Raw genomic sequence first — 21,759 nt, forward strand, 5'->3', positions numbered from 1 at the left:
GAGGCATCTGAAGCTGCTCCTGGTGCATGGCGCCTGACCCGCATATCGTGGACGATCTGCCGGGGAAGACGCAGTGTGGACTGAAACCCACACACGGGACCCGCGATCGGGTCTTGGGCGATGCGTCGGAAGACCCCGGATGCGGGGCAGCATCACGGTCGCGCGCGCACGACTTCCATGTTGCCATTCGCCTGCCTGACAAGGCGAACCGGATAGATTTGCGAGATCGCCCGCCCGAAGCGCAGGGGATCGCCCGTTCGGAAGCGCCCGCTGACCCGGTAGGCCGCAACCTCCGGATCGCGCACGATCAGATGGCGCTGATCGTAGCGGTTCATCTCGACGAGGGCTTCGCTGAGCGGCACGTTGTCGAATTCCACGAAGCCGTCCTGCCACGCCTCACTCGCCTCGACATCGGCCGTGGAGACGGCACCGGTCTCTCCACGCTGCACATACTGTTCACCAGGACTGAGGCGCAGGCGTGATCGCTTGGCGCCGCCCATCTCCACCTCCACTACACCTTTGACGAGGACGACCACGAAGCCGGTGGCGTCCTTGCGAACATTGAAGCGGGTGCCGAGCGCAGTCACGACGCTATCGCCCGCCGAGACGGAGAACGGACGGGTGCGGTCGGCCGCGACTTCGAAGAAGGCCTGCCCTCTGACGAGTCGCACCAGCCGCCGTCGCGGCGTCAGCGCGATATCGACGGCACTGTCCGTGTCCAGGTGGAGCGTGCTTCCATCCGGGAGCTGCCTTGTCACCCGCTCCCCAATCCCGGTTTCCAGATCAACCTCGCCAAGCTCTTCAAGCGGAGCCCTTGACGCAGTCTGTTGGACATCTGAAGGGCCGGTCGAAACGGGGCCGAGCGGCAATACGCCGGATGTGACCAAGGTAATCCCAGCGACCGCTGCGGCGCTTGTCACAGCGATCCATGGCCAGATTGGGCGGGCCGATGGCCGAACCTCCATCGCAGCGGCGCGTATGACTTCCGTCACTTCGTCACCGGGAGCGTCGTCAAAGCAGTCCCATGCAGCGTTCACCCGCTCCCATGCCGCCGCATGGGCCTCGCTTTGGTCCAGCCACTCTTCGAAAAGGTTCGCTTCGCGCGGCGTGCCTTCCTCAAGGACGAGGAACCACAATGCGGCGGCCTCGTCTGCGCTCATCCCTTGCAACCGCGACCTCGTGATCCGCAATTCGTTCACCGCGTCCCTCCGAAGTTAGCGGCGAGATAGCTTATCGCGCGCAACATGTGCTTCTCGACTGCGCTCACGGAAATACCGAGACGCTCCGCGATTTCCCGGTGTCGCAGGCCCTCCAACCGCCGCAGAACAAACACGGTGCGCGTTCTCTCCGGCAAGTCGAGAAGTGCCTTGGTAGCGGCGCGCAATTCTGCTTTGGCTTCGGCGTGCCGCCCGGCATCCAAGTCCTCGCCGCGATGCACCTCCGGTTCGAAAGTAACGTGTTCATTCGCGTGCCGTGCGGCCCGACGGCGTTGCCGATCACTCAAGACGCTCCTGGCCGTCTGGAACACATAGCCGCTGAAATGGTCGATTTCGGCAGCACTGACGCGTTGCACGATCCGCACAAAGACTTCTTGCACGAGATCTTCCGCTTCCGATCCATCTTGAACACGACGCTCGAAATATCGCGTGAGCGACCGACGGAGCTTTTCGGAGTCCTTCGCTAGCGAGCGTGCTCGTTCAGCCTCCTCGTCTCGCCCGATCATGGGGCAACTGCTCGCCATGGTGCGTTCGGGGCCCCTGGATGATGAATATCTTCATCCGTAGACGCAGGCACGGGCCAAACCCACACGAGCCTAGAACCGGTACATGAGCACTGCATCGAATCGGCGCCGTCGGGGGTCTGCAAGCGAGCTATAGCCGGCCTCGGCGAAGAAGAAGTAGCGACCGCTGTCGACAACGATGGGCGGCGAACTGTCGAAAAGGTTCTGTACGCCCAGCCGCAGTTCCATGCCAGCAGATCGGGAACCCTCCCGAGCTCCGCTGAAGCGGTAGGAGATCGCAAGGTCCACATACGCTTGGGCCGGAATGTAATCCGATCCCTGCAGACGGATCGCGAATTCGTTGCCTTGCCCGACCGGCGGCCCCCATGGAACCACGCGGTAGCGTCCATAATACTGGCCGTCGAGAGCGACCGCCAATGGACCCCGCTCCCATTCAACGCCGGCCACGCCGCGCCACGTCAACGCTCCCTGCGAGTAGTTCGCCAGGGTGTACCATACCGCTTGATCGTCGAACCTGCGCTTGAACTCGGGCTGCCATGTCGCCGCGGTTGTGAACCTCACCTGCCCAGCAGGCCCCAAAGGTGCGACGTACTCTGCTTTGAGGTCAAGCGCAGCGAGCTTCGTCCGTCCGGTGTTCAGTGCGGTGGTGTCGATCCGGGTAATCAGCCCACCGGTATAGCCGGCAGCTAGGTCGGCCTCGGTAAGCGGAAGCCGGACTATGCGTTCCGGGAAGCGCTCTTCGTTGGCGAGGAAATAGGCGACGGCGCCGTAGTCGGTCAGATAGCGCAGCCCATTCGCCGAGGTGAGGACAATTTCATCCTTCTTTTCGATACGCGTGTAGTCGAGAGACAGACGCAGTCGGGAATCCGCCGTCGTTAGAACCACGCCTGCCGAGAAGCTCCGCGCGCGCTCGGGAAGAACGGCGGTGGAGCCGCCGACGACCACGGGCACATCGGTGGAGATGAGGCTTCCCCCCCGGCGGGGATCGCGCTCAGCGAAGGAACGCACGACACGGGCGGAGATCTGGTCGATGCTGGGCGGCAGGATACCGGTGCTGACGCTTCCCCGTACCATCAGGTTGCGGAAAGGGTAGAACCGCAAACCAGCCGTATATACTGTCGCGCTTCGGTCGCTCGTTTCGAGCCGATCGAACAAGGCGTCCCCCGTCCGCGACTGTGAAGGCGCGGTGTTGCGATACCGATCGTTGCGTGCCGCGAGCTGCAGCTCGAGGCCGGACAGCGCGACTGCGCTCTCGCGATCGATCAGCGGCGCGCGAAGCTCGGCGGAGAAGGAGCGGACCTCCTGAGAGACTTCAGGAAGCGGCCGTGCGACAATCGTTCCGAGCAGGCTTTCGCGAACAAAGGAAGCTGGCACATGCTCGCGTCGCCTCTCCGCAAGAAGGGACAGGGTTGCCCGTCCGCCTGGAAGCCTCGCAATGGGACCCGAGAGGCGGGCTGATGCTTGCCGCATCCGGTTGACCAGCGAATATCGGAGCACGTTGGGAGTTCGATAGGCGTTGATCGTGGAGAGGAAGGTGGGATAATCTCCGAGGGGATTAGGGATAGGCGCTCCAAGTTCCGAAAACCCGAACAGGCCTGAGAAAGCATCAGCCGACAGCCCGTCGCCTGCCAGATCTATTCGCTGGCGCGCGGTGCCGACCGTATAGTCAAGGTTCGCTCTCCAATCATGAGGAAGATCGACGATGCCGCCGACAGTGACACGGCTGGTCGTGGAGCGATTTACCAGTGAGTTGTCGAATCCCGGCAAGGGAAAGGTGACCGTGACCGCTCCATCGAACCGCCGGAACTGCGGATCAGCCACGTAGGCGGACTGAAGAGAGAACGGCACCGTGGACTGTCCCCGGTTCCCCATCCACAGACCATCGACGAACAACTCCACGCCGTCGCGCAAGCGGCGGCGCACGTTGAGGAGAAAGGACCACCGCTCGACTTCGGGCAACAATGTCCGGGTCGCGCCATTGGCGTCCGGAGACAGAGTGATGTCGATGCGTCCGGCGTTAGAGAGCAGCGCGGAAGCAAGCATGCCCTCGCCAAGCGGCGCGTAGGTCGTGCGGGCGTTCAGCGGGATCGTGCCCTCGGGGGTCCTGAGCGCAAGCGGTGCAGACCCGAAGATGTTCACGGAGCCGCTGACGGGATATTGTCCGAAGAACTGGGCCGGATCGTTCCGCAGCTTGAGCGCGCGCGAGCGCTCCGTATAGTCGCGGTCCCCATATGCAAGGCTGTCTTGTCGCGTTCGCGCGAACGCGAGCATGACGTCCGTATCGCCGCCGTCGGGAGTGAAGCCGACGCCGCCTTCAATTCGGCTGAATCCGGCATCGCCCCGCGCCGTGACGCCGGAGGACATGGCTAAATAACCTCCTCTGTAATCACGATCCAGGACCACGTTGACCACGCCAGCCGTTGCCCCCGGCCCATAAATGCCGCCAGCGGTCGCGGTTATCGTCTCCACCCGAGCTATGGCTGGTATAGGGACCGCGTTGATGTCGGGCTGGTTGAATCCGTCTTCGCTGGCGGGCAGCGAGGGAAGGCGCCGGCCATCCAGCAGCACCAAGGTCTGGCGTGGGCCCAGTCCCCGCAGGTTGATCTCGGATCTTGTGCTGCCAATGTTCTCGAGCGAAAATTGGGAAGCTGTCGCCATCTGGCCGTTCACCGGCAAGCGGGTTCGCAGGAAGTCCTCAGGTGTGTCGAGGTGGGAGTTGTCGAGCTCGCGACGGCTGGACACCTGATAAGGCTGAATGTCGCTCTCGGTGCGTTGTATGTCCGCGTTCTGAGTGCGTCTCCCCACCACCAGGATCTCCGGCGTAGGCTCGGGAGGCGCGATCTCCGATACGCCGTACCGGCCTGACCTGACGATGACGATCGTGCCATCCGCGCTTCTGGTGAATGACAAATCTGACCCTTGGAGGAGCTTGCGCAGCGCCTCCTCTATGGTCAGGCGCCCGCGCACCGCCGGTGCGGCCCGGTCACCAACCTGGCTGGCGGAGAACAGCAATTCTGTCCGCGCCTGCTTTGCCAGCTGGGACAGCGAGGCAGAAAGACGCTGGGCCGGGAGAGCTATCTGATATGCGCGTGTCTGGGCCGCCGCGGGCAGCGCCGCCGCGACAAGGAACGCAGTCGGGAGCCCCAGAACCAGCAGACGCATGTGACGGCCGCAAGCTTACCGCGACCTCCGAACGAAGGGAAGGCGCCGCTTGACGGAGTGGCAGCTCAGTCGGCCGTGCCGCTCGGGTGCCAAACCCGAGCGAACGTCGTGGTCCAGAGTGAGAGTTCGAACCGTGCTCATGGGGAGCGGCCGGCGAAAATGGGGCTCATCCCCCAAAAGTTGCGGGGATCGCGCCTAGGTGGTGGTAGAGGCGCTTGTTGCCAGGTCTGCTTGGAAGTCCTTGAATGCCGTAGCACCGGGCGAGGATCCGAGCTGCTCCTGGAACTTGGCGAAGTCGGCAACTTCCCAATGCTCTGCGAGCTTTCCATTCTCGATCCGGTAGAACTGGAACGCCGCGAAATCCACGCGGTTACCGGTGGGCGTCATCCCACCGAAGTCGTGGACGTGGGTGCCGCTCACCCGGTTCATCACCGCCACGCGGTCTCCCTCCGCGATGATCTGTTCGATGGTCCAGGTGAAGTCGGGGAAGCTCGCCTTCAAACCGCTGAGGTAGCTTCGGATCACCTCGATGCCGCTCGACTGCCCTTCGAGCTTGTCACCATAGTCTTGCGAGACGATCTCACCGAGTTCGCTCAGGTCGCCGGAGTTGAACATGGCAAAATAGCGCCGGACGATTTCCTTGTTCGCTTCGATGTCGTGCATTTCAGTCTCCGAGTCGGTTGGTTGGATGCACGCTCAATGCCTGCGTGCGTCGAGGCTCAGCCGGCCAGGGCCGAACGCCACGATCTGGAGGAAGCCCCCCGCCATGGTCACGTTCTTGAAGAAGTGGATGAACTGGTTCTGGTCGCTGAAATGAGCGTGGAAAAACACTGCCGTGGCGATGCAGAACGCGGCTAGCACGGCTGCCATGAGGCGGGTTCTAAACCCGATGATCAGCGCCGTCGCACATCCAAGCTCGACTGAAAGTGCAATCAACAGCCCGAGAGACGGGAAAGGGAGCCCGACGGAGGCGATGAACCCGATCGTCGCTTCAGGCGCGAGCAGCTTGCCGGATCCAGAGATCAGGAACAGCCCGGCCATGGTCGTGCGACCCACTAGGGGAAGCACGTCTCTTGCGCTCACGGCGTTTCCGGTCGTGCTCAAAGGTTGGATCGTTGCCACGTGTATCTCCCACATTGCCGGCAGATGCGCCTGGACTTGAGTAGGAGGTCGGCAGGACCAAGGGCGAACGCCTAATGGTCATCCAGGCAATGCGCCGCCGGCAATCAATCAGGCGTCGGCCGATCACCGCCGAGGGAGGAGCAGGCTTACGAGCAAGGCGGCGAGGATGAGCACGACTGCAGCCGAGATCAAACTATCCTGAGTCAGAAGCAGCAGCTGATTGAAGGTGACTGCTCCAGCGCCTGCCCCCGTAGCGACCATCGCGGCGTCCTGAACCACGGCGATCGGCCGGCGCTGTGCGCTGTTCGGGCGTTGCTTCACGAGCGAGCTCCTACGGCTTCGCGCACCTTCGCAAGTTGCCAGTCCGAATAGCCGGCATCGTGTGCCTCGGACGTCGCACCGCCGAGCCACTTCCGGCCACCGAGGCGAGCGAGAACTGCGAAGCGGCGAAGCGCTTCCAGGCGCCTGTCTGCGAGGGGCGGTGAGACCTTCGCGGCGGTGACGGCTCGCAGCCAGCGCGTGAGTCGCGAAGGCTCCAACACGGTGTTCAGAGTGTCGAGCTTGGAAATCGAGATAACTTCCTCCTCAAGCACGGTGAACGGCTTGCTGCTGCCTTGCGCGACGTGCGCGCGAGCGTTCGCAAGCTCTGAAGAGAGGTCGAGATAGGCCATGGTGGGCTCCTGACGATTGCGACCCGGAGGGCATCCGCCCTCCGGGCGAAGGCCTCAGCGCAGTTTGGCGTCCAGGCTCAGGCGGCCGGCTCCGAAGCTGACCACCTGAAGAAGCCCGCCTGCCATGGCGATGTTCTTGAAGAAGTGGATGAACTGGTTCTGGTCGGCAAGGTCAGCGTGGAAGCTGATGGCGGTGGCGATGGAGAATGCCGCCAGAAGCGCCGCGACGAGCTTGGTTCGGTAGCCGACGATCAATGCGGCGCCTCCCACTAGCTCAACCAGCACCGCCGCAGCAAAGGCCAGCGTCGGGAATGGCAGGCCGACCGTCTGGATGAAGCCGATGGTCATCGCGGGAGCCGAAATCTTCGATAGCCCCGAAAGCAGGAAGATGGCGGCGATGAGGATGCGGCCGGTGAGAGGCAGAATGCCTGCGGCAGCGGATTCCTTGGACATAGCGATGCCGGATGGGGCGGCGCTGGCAGTGACAGTGGACATGTGGTTCTCCTGTTCATTTCGGCAGGAAGGCCCCGCCGTGGCCCACTGATCTGGACAGGGTGGGCTTGGCGCAAAAGCTGAAAAGAATGGATCATTTCGTTCGACCTTTTCGGCAAGCTGTCTTGTCGGAAACTTCGAATGCTTCGCTCGATTCTTTGCGGCTTTTCCTCTCGCGCACGGGAGACGACATCCTCGGCAAAGGAGATTTGACATGACAGCGACCCGTGAGTTGAGCCGCCGAACACAGGCCTTCCGCACTCTCGAGGGTGATGGAATCGAAGTGCTTCGAGCCATCCCTGCCGACGGCCTGGAAAGCGTCGGGCCCTTCATCTTCCTCGATCACTTCGGCCCGATCGCGTGGAAGCCGGGCGAGGAGAAGGGGGCTTCGGAGCATCCGCATGCCGGTATCGAGACGATGACGTTGCTGCTCGAAGGGCGCATGCGCCACAAGGACAGTCTGGGGAACGCGAGCACCATGGCTCCTGGCGACGTCCAGTGGATGCGTGCGGGTCGCGGCATCGTCCACGACGAGCAGCCCGATGTCAGCCAGATGAAGCCGGGCGAGCGCACGCACGGGGTCCAGCTGTGGTTGAACCTGCCTAGGGGAGACAAGCATGTGGCTCCCGAATATCGCCACATCAGAGCAGACGAGATCCCGCTGATCTCGGACGCGGAGGGTGTGCGGCAGCGGCTCATCGCGGGAACTGCCGGAGGTTACACCGGTCCGCTGAAGACATACGGCGACGCCCACGTGATCCACGCCAGCTTCGATGCGGATGCCGTGGTGACGGTGGACTTGTCGGCGGTGGCGGAACTTGCCGTCTACACCATAATCGGCAGTGCCGAGCTCGGATCCGTCGGGGACGTCATCTCGGCGGGCGAACTTGGTGTGCTTTCCAAAGGTGGCCTGGTCCGCATCGACGGAAAAACCGGTAGCGAGTTGCTCATCATTGGCGGGCAGCCGCTGGACGCGCCGATACTGCGCTATGGCCCCTTCGTCATGAACACGCCCTCGGAGCTCGACCGTGCCTTTGGCGACTATCGGCGCGGCGCCATGGGCAGGATCGCAGCCTAGAGCAACGGAGCCGGAAGGTTGCCCGTGCCCATACCCGCCGAGAGAGGGGGGCTTCTCTCGGCGGGGCGGGGCTATTTGGGGCTTAGCCCCGCTGCGCATCAGCTCGTCACATCCGGCCCGGGGGTGGCGGATGCAGGGCACTCGCGAGCTGATGCGAGGCTCTTGTCTGGGGCGCGATGCGCGCATCCCCTTATCCTATGCCGCAAGCGCCGGACGCTGCCGCACCGGCTCACATCCTCCAAGCCGCTGGTCGAGACGTCGCTCTTCATCGCGCAGGAACGCGATCAGCGCAGTGGCCCGGGCGCTGCGGCTCTGACCCACGGGCGCGCAGGCGAACAGCGACTTCGTGCCGAGACTCCAGTCGGGGAGAACCTGCACCAGATGACCCGATCGAAGCGCCTGATCGATCAGTAGGCGCGGCAAGCAGCCGATGCCAGTTCCTGCCAGCACTGCGTGCATGAGCGTGCTGATCGAACTGAAGCTGATCCTGTTGGGCGTCTGCACGATCGCTTGCAGACCTGTCTGCGAGAAGCGCCACGTCATCGCTCGGCTGCCAGCCGTGTTCTGGTCGAGACAGGTGTGACTGCTCGTCAGGTCCGTTGGCGTTTCCGGCGCACCTGCGCGCGCCAGATAGGCCGGGCTGGCGCAGACGACCGTCTCGCTGTCCAGAAGCGCGATGGCATGAGGCGAAGGCTCGTCGCCGATGTAGAGGCGGACGTCCCAATCCGTCGAACTCGCAGCGCTCCCCTCTTCGTCGATGCGCAGATCAATCTGGGGATAAACCGCCATGAAGCCTGGCGTCACGTGGGCAAGGAACAGACTGGCGCTTGCATCCGCCCGCACCGTCAAAAGCCCAACCGGGTCGTCCTCGGCACCCCTGATCTCATCGGCCGATTCCGCCAGCCTATGCAGAAGCGGAACTGTCTGTTCGTAGAAGCGCAGCCCCTCGGACGTAGGGACGATACCTCTTGCAGTGCGGTGGAACAGCTTGACCCCGAGCCGCTCCTCAAGGCGGCCGACGGCCCTGCTGACGCCTGACGTGGTGAGGCCGACGACGCCCGATGCAGCGACGAAGCTTCCGCTCTCGACCGCGCTGGCGAACACACCCACCCCGCTGATCAGGCGCTCATCGAACCACATGCCTTGCCTCCAACCCGTCGGTGTGGAGGCGATCATATTCAATGGGCCCGCGAGCGGCAGTTGTACCGTCGTATCATTCGCGGGAGGAATGTCGTTGCCCATGCGGAAGGAGAGCGCAGCGGCGAATTTCCGGTGGCATGCAGGCCAGCTGGACTGGATCGAGACGGCACGGGATGCGCTCGCCAGCAACGGCTTTGGCTAAACCATCGTGTAATTGCGCCATCCACCTCCTAGCCCGAATGCCAAGTTCGGGCTCCGTCCGTAGAAGCGAAACATGATCAGTCTAAACGGCTACAAATTCTCCGAAGCCCGTTATGGCTCCGCCACAATCCGGCGAGCGGTGGCCGAGCACCTCCCACCGCTGGTCCTTCTCGACGAGGGCGGCCAAAGCCTGGCTGAGAACGCGGCGCTCTGCGCTAGAGCCCTGGAGGTCGGTTCGTCGTTCTCCAATCTGTGGGCCGAAGAGCCGATTGGTCTCGTCGAGGTCGATGGTCGCCAATCACTCGCCTTCGCGGACAACCGGATCACCAGGCTGGACGGGCTACTCGGTCGCCCTATGGACATCAGCCACTTCCTGTCTGTCGCGAGTGCTGTCACCGAGGCAGTGGCGCAGATGCACCGAAGCGGGCATGTCCACCGAGCGCTTAGGCCGTGGCATCTATTTCTGCGTCCGGACAACAACGTCGGCATCGTGGGCCTTGGACGGGTGCAGGGCCTATCGAGCGACATTGAACACGACGTGCTTGAGGCATCGGCCGATGATCTCGCCTATGTGGCTCCCGAGCAGATCCGCCGCCCCGCACGCTCGGACGAGCACTCCGACCTCTATGCGCTGGGCATCATCTTCTACGAGATGCTCGCGGCCAGAAGACCCTTCGACGGTGGTGATCCCCTGGAATGGGCGCACGCGCACACCGCGCTGACCGCGCTTCCGCCGTCCACGCTCCGCCCGCTGATCCCTTCAGCTGTGTCGGACCTGATCATGCGGCTGCTGTCCAAGGACCCAGAAGACCGGTTCCAGTCCGCAGGGAGCTTGCGAGAGGCGCTGAAACGCCTCGCGAGCGCATGGCTGCGCCCCGGCATCGAACGCATCGGCGCTCACGCAAGCGCACGCGCTTGGCCAGGTCGAGCTGCGCGAGCGTGATTGGGCGCAGGAACATCTGAAGACCCGAGTAGCGGAACTCGCGAAGAGCGGGCAGTTCCACGTCACGGCGATCAGCGGCAGTGCGGGATCGGGCAAGACGACGCTGGTCCGGACGGTCCAGGCCGATCTGCTCTCAGCGGGCGCCCATTTCGGCGATGGCAAGTTCTCGCAAGTCGGAAACGAGCTTCCTTACGGACCATTGGCGGCGGCCCTAGGTGGACGGCTGCGCGCTCTAGCGAGAGCGCCTGGCGCCGCCGACGTCGCCGAGACGGTCAGCGCCATGCTCGGCGCCGATCTGGGATCGCTCGCGAAGATCCTGCCGGGTCTGCGCGAACTCCTTCCTGACATCCCCCAGCCCGCTGAGCCGATGGGCGATCCGGAGCTCAGGTTGCATCGTGCTCTGCTAAGACTGATTGGATACCTCGGCGAACACGGCCCCATCGTCCTCTTCATCGACGACATCCAATGGGCGAGGCCTGCGTTCGTGCGGCTTGCGCGGGCGCTTGTCGCGTCCGGAGGCATCCCGAACATGCTCCTGATCGTCGCATTGAGGGACGACGAGGCGAAGGCGCGGTCGGACGTCGCAGAGCTGATCGATCTGCTTGCGTCGGATCCTTCGTTCGGCCTTCTCGCCCTGCCTCCACTTACTCCGGCCGGTGTTCAGCAGGTTGCGGAGGAGCTCCTGGGCGGGCTGGTGTCCTCCCTGGCGGAGCAGGTCCATTCGCAGTCGCGCGGCAATCCGCTCCATGCGGTCCAACTCCTGTCCGCACTCGCGGAAAGCCGGGCTTCTCAACCGCATCAGGCGCTTGCGACTGACAACCCGGTGGCCGGGGATGTCGTTGCGCTGTTGCGAAGCAAGATCCTCGAGCTGCCGGCCGATACGCTCGGACTCCTGTGTCAAGCGGCGTGCATCGGCCATGCCGTATCGGCGCCGATCTCCGGCGCCCTCTGGTCACAGGATGCCAGGGCCGGCTTCATACCCGCCATCGATGCCGGGCTGGTCAGTTGGGCCGGCGACGAACTGGAGTTTTCGCACGACAAGGTCCACGAAGCCGCTTTGATGCTGCTCGACGCGCCGGCACGGCGGCAGGCTCACAAGGAGGTGGGAGAGGCTCTGCTGCTAGCCGCAGGAGCCGAGGGCGACGAACTGGCGCTCGCCGCTCTCAACCAGATTGCCCGCGGCTACGAATACGTCGCGCCCAACGAACGCGAAAGCGTCGCGCGCCGCGTCATCGAAGGCGCCGGGATCGCTCAGGGGTCACTGGCCTTCCAGGTGGCGGTGGATCTGCTCGACGCGGCCGAGAACATGCTCGGACAGACTAGATGGGATGCCAATCCTCGTTTGGCGGTCGAGATCGCGATCGCGATGGCGCGCGCGCTCATGCTCTCCGGAAACATGGCTCTCGCGCTCGATCGGCTTGAAGATCTGCTGACGCGGTCGTTGCCGCTCGGGGAGCAACGAGCTGCAGTCTACCTCAAGGTCGTTGGGCTGATCGCCTCCGACAGGTACAGCGAGGCCATCGACGTGAGCCTGGCCCATCTACGCGTTGAAGGCATCATGTTCAGCCGGTCACCCAGCAACGAGGACGTGGACGCGGAGTATGCCCGCCTGCTTCGCTCCGTCGAACATGGTGCACTCGACGAGATCGTAGATCGCGACGCCCTTTCGGACGAGGCGCTGCTGTTCCAGGTGAATCTGCTGTCCGAGCTGATCCCGGCTTCACTCTCCATCGACCGCAATCTCTTCGCGATGGTCACGACCAGGATCACCAACATCACGCTGGAACACGGTCCCAACGCAACCGGTGCCTACGTGTTCGCGACGATGAACATGGTCGTCGGCTTCCGCTTCGGAGATTTCCAGCTCGGCCACCGGTTTGGCACGACCGCGATGGAGCTGGTGAAGCGGCCGGAACTCGCGGGCCGCAAGGCACGTGCCATCCAATGCTTCGGAGCACTCGTCGTCCCCTGGAACGGCCATGTTCGAAGCGGCATCACTTTCGTCGAGCAGGGCCTCGACGCCGCCATAGAAGCCGGTGATCTGGTGTTTGCGGCCTATAGCCGGGATCACATGCAGACGCTGCGCTATGTAAGCGCGGACCCGCTTCCCCTGGTGGAGCGTGAAGCCCAGTCGGCTGTCGTTTCGGCTCACAACGCGGGCATCGCGCACGCCTCGACCTTCCAGGTCCAGGTTGCGCGGGCCCGAGCCCTGCAGGGTGGCGCAAGCGCATTCGGGACGCTCGACGACGGCGAATTCAGCGAGGCGCAGTACGAGGCGATGCTGAACGCCTGGCCGGGTCTCGGAATGGCCACGTTCCGCTATCTCACGTTCAAGCTCGAGGCCCGCCTGCAGGCAGGTCGCCTCGACGAGGCGCTCGCCTGCTCGAGGGACGCAGAGTCCCTCCAATGGACGTGCGCCTCCTTCTTCGACGTGGCCGAATATCAGCTTCATTCGGGTCTGGCAGCCGCAGACGCGCTGGCGATCGGACACCCTGACCGAGAGTATCTGCAGAGCAGGCTTGATACGGCCGTCGGCGAGATGCGCCGGTGGTCCGACAGCGCGCCCGACAACTTCAGATGCCGCATGCTTCTGCTGGAGGGCGCACGCTGGTTCGCCCGTGGCGACTACGGCCTAGCTTCGAGCTGCTTCGACCAGAGCCTGCAATCCGCTGCCGACAACGGGTTCGTTCAGATCGAGGCATTCGCAGCGGAACGCGCCGCGCTCGCGAAGCGCGCGGCAGGCATGCTGGAGGTCGCCGCCGCCTATGCGGCACTTGCGTACAGGAAGTATCTCGAATGGGGTGCAGGGGCCAAGGCCAAAGCACTCCTCGATGCTTGGCCAACAGCGGGGGCAAACGACCGGAACCTCGCCTCTCATGCACTCACGCTCGAGAAGCTGGACCTGGGAGCGCTGCTCGAGGCGCTTCAGGCTATCGCAGCCGAGGTCGACTCCGCCAGTCTGCTGACCACGCTGATGCGGCTGACGCTCTCCTCCGCAGGCGCGACCCGAGGCACCCTCTATCTCCTGCGCGACGGTAAGCCTCAGCAGGTCGCATCGGCCGGCCTGGTCGAGCGCGAGGTTCAGGTAACGGTCGGCGGCGACAGGATGGCCACGGCGTTCGAACAACGGCTGATCAACCGCGTGTGGGCCAGCGGCACCCGGGACATCCTGTTCGAACAGGACGCATCCTCCCCCCTTCCTCGAACCGAGCCACGCTCCGCGCTGTGTCTCCCACTCAAGCGCAAGGGGGCGCTCACCGGACTCCTCTACCTGGAGAACAATGTCGCAAGTCGCGCCTTCTCACAGGAACAGGCGGCCATGCTCGAGTTCATCGCGGCGCAGGCGGCCAGTTCTCTCGAGATCGCTCAGCTCTACGAAGGCCTTCTGAAGGAGAACCGCGAGAGAACGCTGGCAGAGGAATCCCTGCGTCGCTCCCAGGCGTGGCTTACGGCCGGCCAAGCCTTGTCCAAGACCGGTAGCTGGCGGTGGAACATGCAATCAGGGGAAGTCGAGTGGTCGGCACAGCATTACGAGATCTTCGGTCTCGTGCCTTACTCGGTGACACCAACCGTCGAACTGCTAGTGAGCCTCATACATCCGGACGACCGCGACGGCACCCTCGCCGTGATGGACCAGGCGCGCAGGGAAACGACGACCTTCGGCCATGAATATCGTATTATCCGCCCGAACGGAGAAGTGCGCCACATCCATGGCATCGGTGCGCCTGAGGCAGGAGAACCTGCCGGTGCCGTCATTGGCACTGTGATGGACATCACCGATCGCAAGCTTGCCGAAGATGCGGCTCGAAGCGTGCAGCACGACCTGGCGCACGCAGCCCGCCTCGCGATGGTGGGCGAACTGGCGGCCTCCATCATCCACGAGATCAATCAGCCGCTGGCGGCGACCGTCGCCAGCGCCGAAGGTGCGCGGCGCTGGATCAACCGCGCAACGCCAGACGTCGAGGAAGCCAAATCGATGCTGGACGACGTGATCTCCGAGGCTTCACGCGTCGCTGACATCGTCGCCGGACTGCGCGCTCTGGCCCGCAAGGGCGAAACGGAAGTCACAGCCATCGATCTGCAGGAAGCAATCGACGAGGTGCTCGTAGTCATGCGGCCCGAGTTCGAAAAGAACGAGGTCCTGCTCACGCGCACCGCGGCAAGCTGCCGGCCGGTGGTATACGGGCAACGCGTCCAGCTTCAGCAGGTCCTGATCAACCTTCTGCGCAACGGCATCGAGGCGATGCGGGACGCCGGGTCCACGGAACGCAGGATGCACCTGGAACTCGGCATGGAAAATGAGCACGTTCGTGTCACGGTGACGGACAGCGGGCCGGGGATCGAACCTGCGGTCGCCGAGTCCCTGTTCGAGCCGCTGGTCACCTCCAAGCGGGAGGGCATGGGCATGGGCCTCGCAATCTCGAAATCTATCGCGAAAAGCCACGGCGGAATGCTCGAACTGCTTCCCTCCGCGGTCGGTGCCAGCTTCTCGTTCACTGTTCCGACTTACAGGAGGCCAGCCTGATCGTAGTCAGTCCTCGGCTCTGACGAGCGCGCCCTCGATGCAGGCGATCAGTTCCTCGCCCTTGAACGGCTTCGCTAGAATGCAGTGAACGCCAGCGCTCTTCGCTTCCGCCTCGACCTCGGGTGTCAGGTATGCGGTGATGAGTATCATCGGGAACCCTTCAGAATGGCTGGCGAGTCTCCTGGCGAGATCGATTCCGCTCATGCCTTTCGGGATCTGGAAGTCGCTGACGAGGCATTGGCATCTGCCGACGGCATCGGACTGCAGGAAATCCTCCGCTGAGGAGAAGGCGGACACCTCGCAGCCGAAGCTGCGCAGGAGACCGCTGAGGGACCTCCGCACTCCGGCGTCGTCATCGATGATGCAAACCGACTGACCTTCTTGCACTCGGGAAGGATCCTCGTCCTGAAGTGGCTGAGCTTCTGAGCTACGGCTTGGCGCACCCCGGCTCCATTGTACTCGAGCGTAATCGATCAGCGGGACGCGTTGATCCCTAGTTCATCGGCGATTTTCGCGAACGCGATGATCGTCGTGGCTCCCAGCTTCCGCATGCCGTTGCTGCGATGGACCTTTACCGTCACTTCGCTGATGCCGAGATCGAAAGCTATCTGCTTGTTCAACTTTCCGGCGGCGACGAGCGTCATCACCTCCCGTTCCCGCGAGGAGAGCGCCGCCCATAGCGTGCGTAGACTCTCAAGATGTGCATTCTGGGCGCGCGCCGCCTTGTCACGGGTAAGCGCGGCGGAGACAGCGGAGAGCATCTGCTCCGCGGCGAACGGCTTCGGCAGGAAGTCGACTGCGCCGGCTTTCATGCCCTGGACGGACATGGGCACGTCGCCGAAACCGGTCATCAGGATCACCGGCATCGAGGTGCCCTGGTCGCGCAGGCGAGACTGGAACTCCAGCCCGCTCATGCCCGGAAGTCTCACGTCGAGCACCAGGCAACCCGGCTTGTCGAGCATGTCGGAGGCGAGGAACTCGTCGACGCTGCCATATTGCAGCGACGTGTAGCCGCTCGAGCGCAGCAGCCCGTCGATGCTCCTGCGCAAGGCGGGATCATCGTCGACGATGTGCACGGTGGCACTCGCATCGATGGAGTCGGCTACCTTCATCAGCATGTCGCCTTATCGTGAGCCGCAGCGCTCGCGGACGTCAATTAAACCAAAGGGGCATTGCGTTCCCCTGCGCCATGGTCCTCGATGGACGACATCAGTCGCACGGATCAGAGATTTTCCGACCGGAAGCGGTCCGCAAAGCTGACCTCCTCACCGGCGATCATGAACTTGCCCCGACCGCGATAGTGGAGCGTCCTGGGCATATCGATCGGCGCGACTGAAGCCTTCACGATCTCCCAGACGAAGAAGCTGTACTCGTCGATCATGCGATCTTCATACAGTCTGCACTCGAAGCTCGCATAGCATTCGGCGATCTGCGGTGCGCTGACGCGTGCGCCCGGCACCGCGGTGAGGCCTGTCTCAGCGAACTTGTCACCGTCGTCGGCATGCATGTTTCCGATCTGAACGACCTGCTCCACCATCTCGAAGGTCGGGATGTTGATCACACATTCGCGCGTTTCGACGATGGCGGCATGGGAGCGGTTGCCCTCCCAGAGATAGCAGCCGACCAAGGCAGGCGAGAACTGCATCATCGTGTGCCATCCCATCGTCATCACGTTGAAGCGGCCGTTCACACGCGATGTCACGAGTACGACGGGACCCGTCTCGAGGTGCTCCCGTGCCCGGACAAGGGGAAAGTCTCGCTTTTCGTAACGCATAACACTGCCCTCGTCCGGCCAACGCGGGCGAAAGATGCTCCTCGTCGTCGCGCGTCTCCATTGTCCAGGTGGATACTGTCTGCATGGATACTGGAACAGGCCAACGACCCCCTCGATCATCACGCGAGCGAAAGACCGATTCCGCACCCGATTTCGCCGTTGGCGAGGATCGGTCCTTCGGCGCGATCATTGAGGAGAGTGGCCGATGCGCCATAGAGTTTGGTTCGTCACCGGGATCTCGCGCGGCCTCGGCAAGGCCATCGCGCAGTGCGCCATCGGCGGCGGCGACTTCGTGGTCGGGACCACGAGGTCCGGCGAAGCGCCCGCCGACCTGCCGCCGCAGCGATTGGCCGTGCTGAAAGTGGACATGCGGGACACCGAAGGCGTCGCATCCGCAGTGCGGGCAGCGGCTGATCTGAAGGGCCGGCTGGATGTGTTGGTCAACAACGCTGGATACGGGCTGCTCGGTCCTGTCGAGACCGCGAGCGCCGACGAAGTCGGCGCTGTATTCGAGACCAACGTCTTCGGCCCCATAGCAGCCATCAGAGCAGCGCTGCCGATCATGCGAGCCCAACGAAGCGGGCACATCATCAACATCTCCTCCGTGGCTGGGATGGCGCCTGCTCCCGGAACGGGGATCTACTCGGCAACAAAGGCGGCGCTCTCCGCAATGTCGTACAGCCTTGCAGCGGAACTTGCACCGCACGGCGTTCGCGTCACTGCCGTTTCCCCGGGATCGTTCCGAACGGAGTTCCTGGAGCCTCGCTCGGTCCGTCAAACGGGTCAGGCGACGACCGGATACGAGGAGACAGCAGAGCCAACGATCGACGCTCTCCTGCGCAAGAGCCTCAAGCAGATCGGCGATCCTGAGCGCGCCGCAGCCGCCATAGCGGAGATCGTCCGTGCCGAAGCAGATCCCCTCGACCTGCTTCTAGGAAGCGACGCCCTGGAGCGTGTGCAGAGCCGCGGCGCCCGATTTCAGGCGGATATCCAGGCCTGACGCGCGCTTACGCTCTCGACCGACATCTCGGACGACGCTGCGGGCTGAACCTATCAATCGATCAACCAACCATGGAGATGAACATGAACGGGGTATCAGGAAAAGTCGTGCTGATTACCGGCGCCAGCAGCGGGATCGGGGAGGCAACGGCCCGTAGCTTGGCAAGCGAGGGCGCTCGGGTGATGCTGGGTGCGCGAAGGACGGATCGGCTCGAGCGACTGGTTGACGAGATCACCGCCTCGGGCGGCGAAGCGCGCTGCAGGCGTCTCGACGTGACGTCTCGCGAGGACCTGGCAGACTTCGCAAACGAAGCTCGTTCGGTATTCGGCCGCGTAGACGTGATCGTCAACAACGCGGGCGTCATGCCGCTATCACCCATGGCTTCCTTGAAGGTAGACGAGTGGGACCGGATGGTCGACGTCAACATCAAGGGCGTCCTTTACGGGATCGCCGCCGCATTGCCGATCATGCTGGAACAGGGCCAGGGGCAGGTGATCAACGTCTCGTCGATCGGCGGACACGCCGTGAGCCCGACCGCCGCAGTCTACTGCGCGACCAAGTTCGCCGTGCGGGCGATCTCGGACGGCCTTCGCCAAGAGAACGACAAGATCCGGGTGACGGTGATCTCGCCCGGAGTGGTCGAGTCCGAGCTGGCAGAGAGCATCTCTGACGAGAAAGGCCGTGAAGAGATGAAGACGTTCCGTGCCATCGCACTGAAGCCCGACGCCATCGCGAACGCGATTCGGTTCGCCATCGCACAACCGGCGGATGTGGACACGAGCGAGATCATCGTGCGCCCTACCGCCAGCCCGTTCTGAACCGGCCGTCCACTGCGAACGGCGGAAACCGGCGAGGTCATGCATGAGTAACAACTACGTAGGTATGTGGGTCACCGCGGACGGATACATCCGCCATGAGCTCCTTCCTAGGTCGTAAACTCATTAAACGCGGGCGGGGGCGGCAGGCTACTCGTGATGGCGAGCCTCAATTACAGCCCAGTAGATAGCGGCGCAGCCAGCCACCGCTATCGCTATAGCTTCGAGCCAGAAGCCTACGGGATGGTCGGCGCGCGATAGGCCGTTTCCATGAAGATAGATCACGCCATCCGACACGTTCCAGGTGAGGAACGCCAAGATGGCGATCCCGAACGAGCCAGCAGCGATGCGACGCGGCATTCCGTATCTGCGAGCTGATGATCTCATCGAGGCAGGATCGTCGAAGCGGTAAACCTGCACAAGGGCGTTTGCAGTTTTCAAGCTGCACCGGATTGTGATTCAGGCTCAGCATGAGCCGATATGACCTGACTGACTTCGAGTGGCGCGTGATCGAGCCGCTCCTGCCCAACAAGCCCCGAGGCGTGCCGCGCGTCGATGATCGCCGCGTGTTGAACGGCATCTTCTGGGTGCTGCGATCGGGGGCGCCGTGGTGCGACCTGCCAGAGCGCTACGGCCCGCGCACCACCTGCTACAACCGCTTCAATCGATGGCGGCAGGCCGGCGTGTGGGAGCGGCTTATGGACGCCATCAGCGCCGCGTACGACGGCGAGATACAGATGATCGACAGCACTTCCATCCGGGCGCACCAGCAGGCTGCGACGGCAAAAAAGAGGGTCCAGATCATTGTCTCGGTCGCTCCCGAGGCAGGCTCACGACGAAGATCCACGTCGTCGTCGATGCGCAGGGGCTCCCGATCCGGCTCGGTCTAAGCGCAGGCCAAGCGCACGACGGGATGACCGCCGACCGCCTGCTCGACCATCTCGGCCCGCGCACCATCGTGCTCGCCGACAAGGCCTATGATGCAGACCGCATCCGCAAGCTGATCCAGGACCAGGGCGCCACGCCCAACATCCCGCCCAAGAGCAACCGCAAGTGGAAGCCGTGCTTCAGCAAGCGGCTCTACCGCGAGCGAAACCTCATCGAGCGCTTCTTCTCCAAGCTGAAGCACTTCCGCCGTGTTGCCACCCGCTATGACAAGCTCGCCGCCAACTTCCTCGCCATGATCCAGCTCGCTTCAATGCGTCTGTGGCTCCGGGCTTATGAGTCTACGGCCTAGTAGTGGTTCCAGTCTTGAAGGATATCGTCACTGCACGATGCTGACCTGCTGAACGATCGTTGCATTTGGGAAGCGGAATCCTAATCGGGAACGGCCCAAGCGGGGGGTAAAGCGCCGATCCGATTATAAGCTCAAGGTCAATAACGTGATTGCGATCACGCGCCTCGGAGCTTGTTGCCATGGGCACCCACCCTCCTGGCACATGTCCACAGCGAGCTGACGTCAGCGGTTTAGGGGTGCTGCAGCTTCCGCTTCAAAACCAACCTTGACGCTCTGCACTGTCATCACGGCTTGTCCTGCCTTAGTGGAACCTAAAAATGGCGTCCAAGCGGCTTTTACCCCTTTGCAGGCCACTTCAACTATGTTTCCCGAGACAGTGGCTTCTGGCGTTCCGCACTGCGTGACTGCTCCGGTCGTATCAATGCTGACCACCAACTCTATCGGTGCCGGCGTTTTCGTTCCCTTGGTAAGAAGTGTGAGGTCGATAGCTGAAGGATAGGGATAACGCTTTATAAGCTCCTTCACTCTCACTAGGTCATCGGCCATGAACCACGAGGTCGCACTTCGATAAATCCCGTAGGCCGGTTTACCATCCGGACCCACTGCCGGCTTGAAGCGAGCACGTCGCATTAAGAGTCTGCACGAATACTGGTTCAAATCTTCGAACCGCGTCGGCACTATCACTTCGCACTTCTCTGGATTGCCGTCGGGGCGCACGAGGATAGCAAATCCCACAACGCCGAACTCGTTTTTCCTCATTGATGATTTTGGGTAATCATCGGGGCCTATCCACGCACCAGGATCTTTCGGTATCGCTGGTTGGATGATTGCAAGTGTTGCAAGCAGAATGAACATGTACCCCCCTTAAGACAACGTAATGCTGAAGATCGCTCTGATCGTCCACCAGCAAAAGATGGGCGTCCCGCTCCAACGCCTCCCCTGACTTCCTGATGCAACCGTCCGCCGGCACGAGCATGCGTGCCAGGCAGCGGATCGTTGGTTCTGAATAACGCGCGCGAGACGGCTAAAAACGCTAGCCTCCCGATCACTCGCTCGCTCACCTGAGCGCGTCTGCTGGTTCAATGCCGCACCTCCGCAGCTTGGCGATCAGGCGCTTGTCTATCATAGACACCGTCTTGGCCGGATCGCCACAGCTTGCGAGCAATTTTCAGGATGCGAACAGCCAGAAGTACTTCATGCACTACTGCTATGCGACCCATGCAGGCTTGGGAAGCGCCACGTCGGATCTAAACGGCCGCGATCGAGCGTTAGCTGTGAATGCCTCCCGAAAGTGAATGGATGTCGCTTTCGGGGTACGCGAGCGTGACCTAAACGACTGACTTTGGGGCGTTTGCGGACAGGCGATTTTGAGAAACGCGGCCTACGTCGGCTCATCTCAACCCGCAGCTCGCGCCTCTGCAAACAGCCGGCTAAAGTCTCTCTTATCGATTGCGCCCACCACAAGAAGCGGGCCGGCGACGAATCCCGGGGTGCCAGATAACCCGATCCGAAAAGCCTGCCTGCTATTGGCTTGGAGACGAGCCGCAATCTTCGATTTGTTTGACTTGATATATGCCTGAGCGCGCCCCCATTCGCCGCCGGCCTCCGTAAGAGCTTCACGGAGCACGGCCTCGTCAATGCTCCGATTGTCCGTCATCAAACGATGATGAACGTCAACATAGATCCCTTGCTCCGCACTCGCGAGGGCTACACTCGCGGCACGCTCTGAGATCGGACCGAAAATCGGCCAATCCTTGTAGATAACCTGCACGTCACCGTCGTCACGTACCGCTTCCTCCATTGCGGGGTAGGCCTGCCGACAAGCAGGGCAACGGTAATCGGTGAATACAGCGAGACG

The 21,759-nt window shown here is 62.8% G+C and carries 21 protein-coding genes; 6 read left to right on the forward strand and 15 right to left on the reverse strand.

The window, feature by feature from the left end; all coding sequences use genetic code 11:
* Nucleotides 1-152: 152 nt before the first annotated feature.
* From FHT02_RS18140 to FHT02_RS18175, 8 genes are all read right to left on the reverse strand, one after another.
* Nucleotides 153-1,160, reverse strand: a complete 1,008-nt coding sequence (locus FHT02_RS18140; protein WP_184091046.1) for a FecR family protein — start codon at nucleotides 1,158-1,160, stop codon at nucleotides 153-155.
* Between the two features lie 35 nt (nucleotides 1,161-1,195).
* On the reverse strand, nucleotides 1,196-1,723 hold the full coding sequence (locus FHT02_RS18145; RefSeq protein ID WP_184091048.1) for an RNA polymerase sigma factor: 528 nt from the start codon (nucleotides 1,721-1,723) through the stop codon (nucleotides 1,196-1,198).
* A gap of 90 nt (nucleotides 1,724-1,813) precedes the next feature.
* Nucleotides 1,814-4,903 carry a TonB-dependent receptor gene (locus FHT02_RS18150; protein WP_184091050.1) on the reverse strand — a complete coding sequence of 1,030 codons (3,090 nt, stop codon included), beginning with the start codon at nucleotides 4,901-4,903 and terminating at the stop codon, nucleotides 1,814-1,816.
* A 195-nt stretch (nucleotides 4,904-5,098) separates the two neighbouring features.
* Nucleotides 5,099-5,566 carry an ester cyclase gene (locus FHT02_RS18155; protein WP_184091052.1) on the reverse strand — a complete coding sequence of 156 codons (468 nt, stop codon included), beginning with the start codon at nucleotides 5,564-5,566 and terminating at the stop codon, nucleotides 5,099-5,101.
* 33 nt (nucleotides 5,567-5,599) lie between these two features.
* Complete coding sequence (locus FHT02_RS18160; protein ID WP_343056993.1) at nucleotides 5,600-5,986, reverse strand: DoxX family protein; 387 nt, start codon at nucleotides 5,984-5,986, stop codon at nucleotides 5,600-5,602.
* A gap of 162 nt (nucleotides 5,987-6,148) precedes the next feature.
* Nucleotides 6,149-6,346: a hypothetical protein gene (locus tag FHT02_RS18165; protein ID WP_184091056.1), complete on the reverse strand. Its 198-nt coding sequence runs from the start codon at nucleotides 6,344-6,346 to the stop codon at nucleotides 6,149-6,151.
* On the reverse strand, nucleotides 6,343-6,696 hold the full coding sequence (locus tag FHT02_RS18170) for a hypothetical protein (protein WP_184091058.1): 354 nt from the start codon (nucleotides 6,694-6,696) through the stop codon (nucleotides 6,343-6,345). Before FHT02_RS18170 ends, FHT02_RS18165 begins: the two co-directional genes overlap by 4 nt.
* Nucleotides 6,697-6,750: 54 nt before the next feature.
* Nucleotides 6,751-7,149 carry a DoxX family protein gene (locus FHT02_RS18175; RefSeq protein ID WP_221239564.1) on the reverse strand — a complete coding sequence of 133 codons (399 nt, stop codon included), beginning with the start codon at nucleotides 7,147-7,149 and terminating at the stop codon, nucleotides 6,751-6,753.
* A 253-nt stretch (nucleotides 7,150-7,402) separates the two neighbouring features.
* On the opposite strand from FHT02_RS18175, the gene FHT02_RS18180 reads away from it, so the two are divergent.
* The gene (locus FHT02_RS18180; protein ID WP_184091062.1) at nucleotides 7,403-8,266 is read left to right on the forward strand and encodes a pirin family protein; all 864 of its coding nucleotides are present in this window, start codon (nucleotides 7,403-7,405) and stop codon (nucleotides 8,264-8,266) included.
* A gap of 195 nt (nucleotides 8,267-8,461) precedes the next feature.
* On the opposite strand, the gene FHT02_RS18185 is transcribed toward FHT02_RS18180, so the two are convergent.
* Nucleotides 8,462-9,406: a LysR family transcriptional regulator gene (locus FHT02_RS18185; RefSeq protein ID WP_184091064.1), complete on the reverse strand. Its 945-nt coding sequence runs from the start codon at nucleotides 9,404-9,406 to the stop codon at nucleotides 8,462-8,464.
* A gap of 274 nt (nucleotides 9,407-9,680) precedes the next feature.
* Between FHT02_RS18185 and FHT02_RS18190 the strand changes: the two genes are divergently transcribed.
* Nucleotides 9,681-10,550: a serine/threonine protein kinase gene (locus tag FHT02_RS18190; protein ID WP_184091066.1), complete on the forward strand. Its 870-nt coding sequence runs from the start codon at nucleotides 9,681-9,683 to the stop codon at nucleotides 10,548-10,550.
* Between the two features lie 16 nt (nucleotides 10,551-10,566).
* Complete coding sequence (locus FHT02_RS18195) at nucleotides 10,567-15,075, forward strand: AAA family ATPase (protein WP_246352521.1); 4,509 nt, start codon at nucleotides 10,567-10,569, stop codon at nucleotides 15,073-15,075.
* A 6-nt stretch (nucleotides 15,076-15,081) separates the two neighbouring features.
* Here the strand turns inward: FHT02_RS18195 and FHT02_RS18200 are convergent, their stop codons facing one another.
* The 3 genes from FHT02_RS18200 to FHT02_RS18210 all read right to left on the reverse strand — a co-directional run bounded on the left by FHT02_RS18200 (nucleotide 15,082) and on the right by FHT02_RS18210 (nucleotide 16,969).
* A complete protein-coding gene (locus FHT02_RS18200; RefSeq protein WP_184091075.1) occupies nucleotides 15,082-15,462 on the reverse strand; it encodes a response regulator in 381 nt (126 codons plus the stop codon).
* Between the two features lie 86 nt (nucleotides 15,463-15,548).
* The gene (locus tag FHT02_RS18205; protein WP_184091078.1) at nucleotides 15,549-16,187 is read right to left on the reverse strand and encodes a response regulator transcription factor; all 639 of its coding nucleotides are present in this window, start codon (nucleotides 16,185-16,187) and stop codon (nucleotides 15,549-15,551) included.
* Nucleotides 16,188-16,297: 110 nt separating this feature from the next.
* The gene (locus tag FHT02_RS18210) at nucleotides 16,298-16,969 is read right to left on the reverse strand and encodes a flavin reductase family protein (protein ID WP_425506460.1); all 672 of its coding nucleotides are present in this window, start codon (nucleotides 16,967-16,969) and stop codon (nucleotides 16,298-16,300) included.
* 85 nt (nucleotides 16,970-17,054) lie between these two features.
* On the opposite strand from FHT02_RS18210, the gene FHT02_RS18215 reads away from it, so the two are divergent.
* On the forward strand, nucleotides 17,055-17,849 hold the full coding sequence (locus FHT02_RS18215; protein WP_184091082.1) for an SDR family NAD(P)-dependent oxidoreductase: 795 nt from the start codon (nucleotides 17,055-17,057) through the stop codon (nucleotides 17,847-17,849).
* Between the two features lie 77 nt (nucleotides 17,850-17,926).
* Nucleotides 17,927-18,667 (forward strand): SDR family oxidoreductase, encoded by a 741-nt coding sequence (locus FHT02_RS18220; protein WP_246352524.1) that lies wholly within the window; start codon nucleotides 17,927-17,929, stop codon nucleotides 18,665-18,667.
* A gap of 147 nt (nucleotides 18,668-18,814) precedes the next feature.
* Here the strand turns inward: FHT02_RS18220 and FHT02_RS18230 are convergent, their stop codons facing one another.
* The gene (locus FHT02_RS18230; protein WP_184091086.1) at nucleotides 18,815-19,024 is read right to left on the reverse strand and encodes a hypothetical protein; all 210 of its coding nucleotides are present in this window, start codon (nucleotides 19,022-19,024) and stop codon (nucleotides 18,815-18,817) included.
* Between the two features lie 110 nt (nucleotides 19,025-19,134).
* Between FHT02_RS18230 and FHT02_RS18235 the strand changes: the two genes are divergently transcribed.
* Nucleotides 19,135-19,901 (forward strand): IS5 family transposase gene (locus tag FHT02_RS18235; RefSeq protein ID WP_184091088.1). Its coding sequence is split into 2 segments (ribosomal slippage): nucleotides 19,135-19,456 and nucleotides 19,456-19,901, totalling 768 coding nucleotides; the frame shifts between segments, so codons are not numbered across the junction.
* A gap of 222 nt (nucleotides 19,902-20,123) precedes the next feature.
* On the opposite strand, the gene FHT02_RS18240 is transcribed toward FHT02_RS18235, so the two are convergent.
* Both FHT02_RS18240 and FHT02_RS18245 read right to left on the reverse strand, forming a co-directional pair.
* Nucleotides 20,124-20,756: an energy transducer TonB gene (locus FHT02_RS18240; protein WP_184091090.1), complete on the reverse strand. Its 633-nt coding sequence runs from the start codon at nucleotides 20,754-20,756 to the stop codon at nucleotides 20,124-20,126.
* 541 nt (nucleotides 20,757-21,297) lie between these two features.
* On the reverse strand, nucleotides 21,298-21,759 hold a 462-nt coding region (locus FHT02_RS18245), incomplete at its 5' end, for a DsbA family protein (RefSeq protein WP_184091099.1).

This window comes from Sphingomonas xinjiangensis (assembly GCF_014199255.1).
In the GTDB taxonomy this organism is placed as follows: Bacteria; Pseudomonadota; Alphaproteobacteria; order Sphingomonadales; family Sphingomonadaceae; genus Sphingomonas; species Sphingomonas xinjiangensis.

Excerpts from the sequence above, each read along its gene's own strand:
- FHT02_RS18230 (WP_184091086.1), bottom strand. The coding sequence starts at position 19,024 with ATGCCGCGTCGCATCGCTGCTGGCTCGTTCGGGATCGCCATCTTGGCG.
- FHT02_RS18140 (WP_184091046.1), bottom strand. The coding sequence starts at position 1,160 with ATGAGCGCAGACGAGGCCGCCGCATTGTGGTTCCTCGTCCTTGAGGAA.
- FHT02_RS18240 (WP_184091090.1), bottom strand. The coding sequence starts at position 20,756 with ATGTTCATTCTGCTTGCAACACTTGCAATCATCCAACCAGCGATACCG.
- FHT02_RS18150 (WP_184091050.1), bottom strand. The coding sequence starts at position 4,903 with ATGCGTCTGCTGGTTCTGGGGCTCCCGACTGCGTTCCTTGTCGCGGCG.
- FHT02_RS18155 (WP_184091052.1), bottom strand. The coding sequence starts at position 5,566 with ATGCACGACATCGAAGCGAACAAGGAAATCGTCCGGCGCTATTTTGCC.
- FHT02_RS18180 (WP_184091062.1), top strand. The coding sequence starts at position 7,403 with ATGACAGCGACCCGTGAGTTGAGCCGCCGAACACAGGCCTTCCGCACT.
- FHT02_RS18175 (WP_221239564.1), bottom strand. The coding sequence starts at position 7,149 with ATGTCCAAGGAATCCGCTGCCGCAGGCATTCTGCCTCTCACCGGCCGC.
- FHT02_RS18210 (WP_425506460.1), bottom strand. The coding sequence starts at position 16,969 with ATGATCGAGGGGGTCGTTGGCCTGTTCCAGTATCCATGCAGACAGTAT.
- FHT02_RS18190 (WP_184091066.1), top strand. The coding sequence starts at position 9,681 with ATGATCAGTCTAAACGGCTACAAATTCTCCGAAGCCCGTTATGGCTCC.
- FHT02_RS18215 (WP_184091082.1), top strand. The coding sequence starts at position 17,055 with ATGCGCCATAGAGTTTGGTTCGTCACCGGGATCTCGCGCGGCCTCGGC.
- FHT02_RS18145 (WP_184091048.1), bottom strand. The coding sequence starts at position 1,723 with ATGATCGGGCGAGACGAGGAGGCTGAACGAGCACGCTCGCTAGCGAAG.
- FHT02_RS18205 (WP_184091078.1), bottom strand. The coding sequence starts at position 16,187 with ATGAAGGTAGCCGACTCCATCGATGCGAGTGCCACCGTGCACATCGTC.
- FHT02_RS18185 (WP_184091064.1), bottom strand. The coding sequence starts at position 9,406 with ATGTGGTTCGATGAGCGCCTGATCAGCGGGGTGGGTGTGTTCGCCAGC.
- FHT02_RS18170 (WP_184091058.1), bottom strand. The coding sequence starts at position 6,696 with ATGGCCTATCTCGACCTCTCTTCAGAGCTTGCGAACGCTCGCGCGCAC.
- FHT02_RS18220 (WP_246352524.1), top strand. The coding sequence starts at position 17,927 with ATGAACATGAACGGGGTATCAGGAAAAGTCGTGCTGATTACCGGCGCC.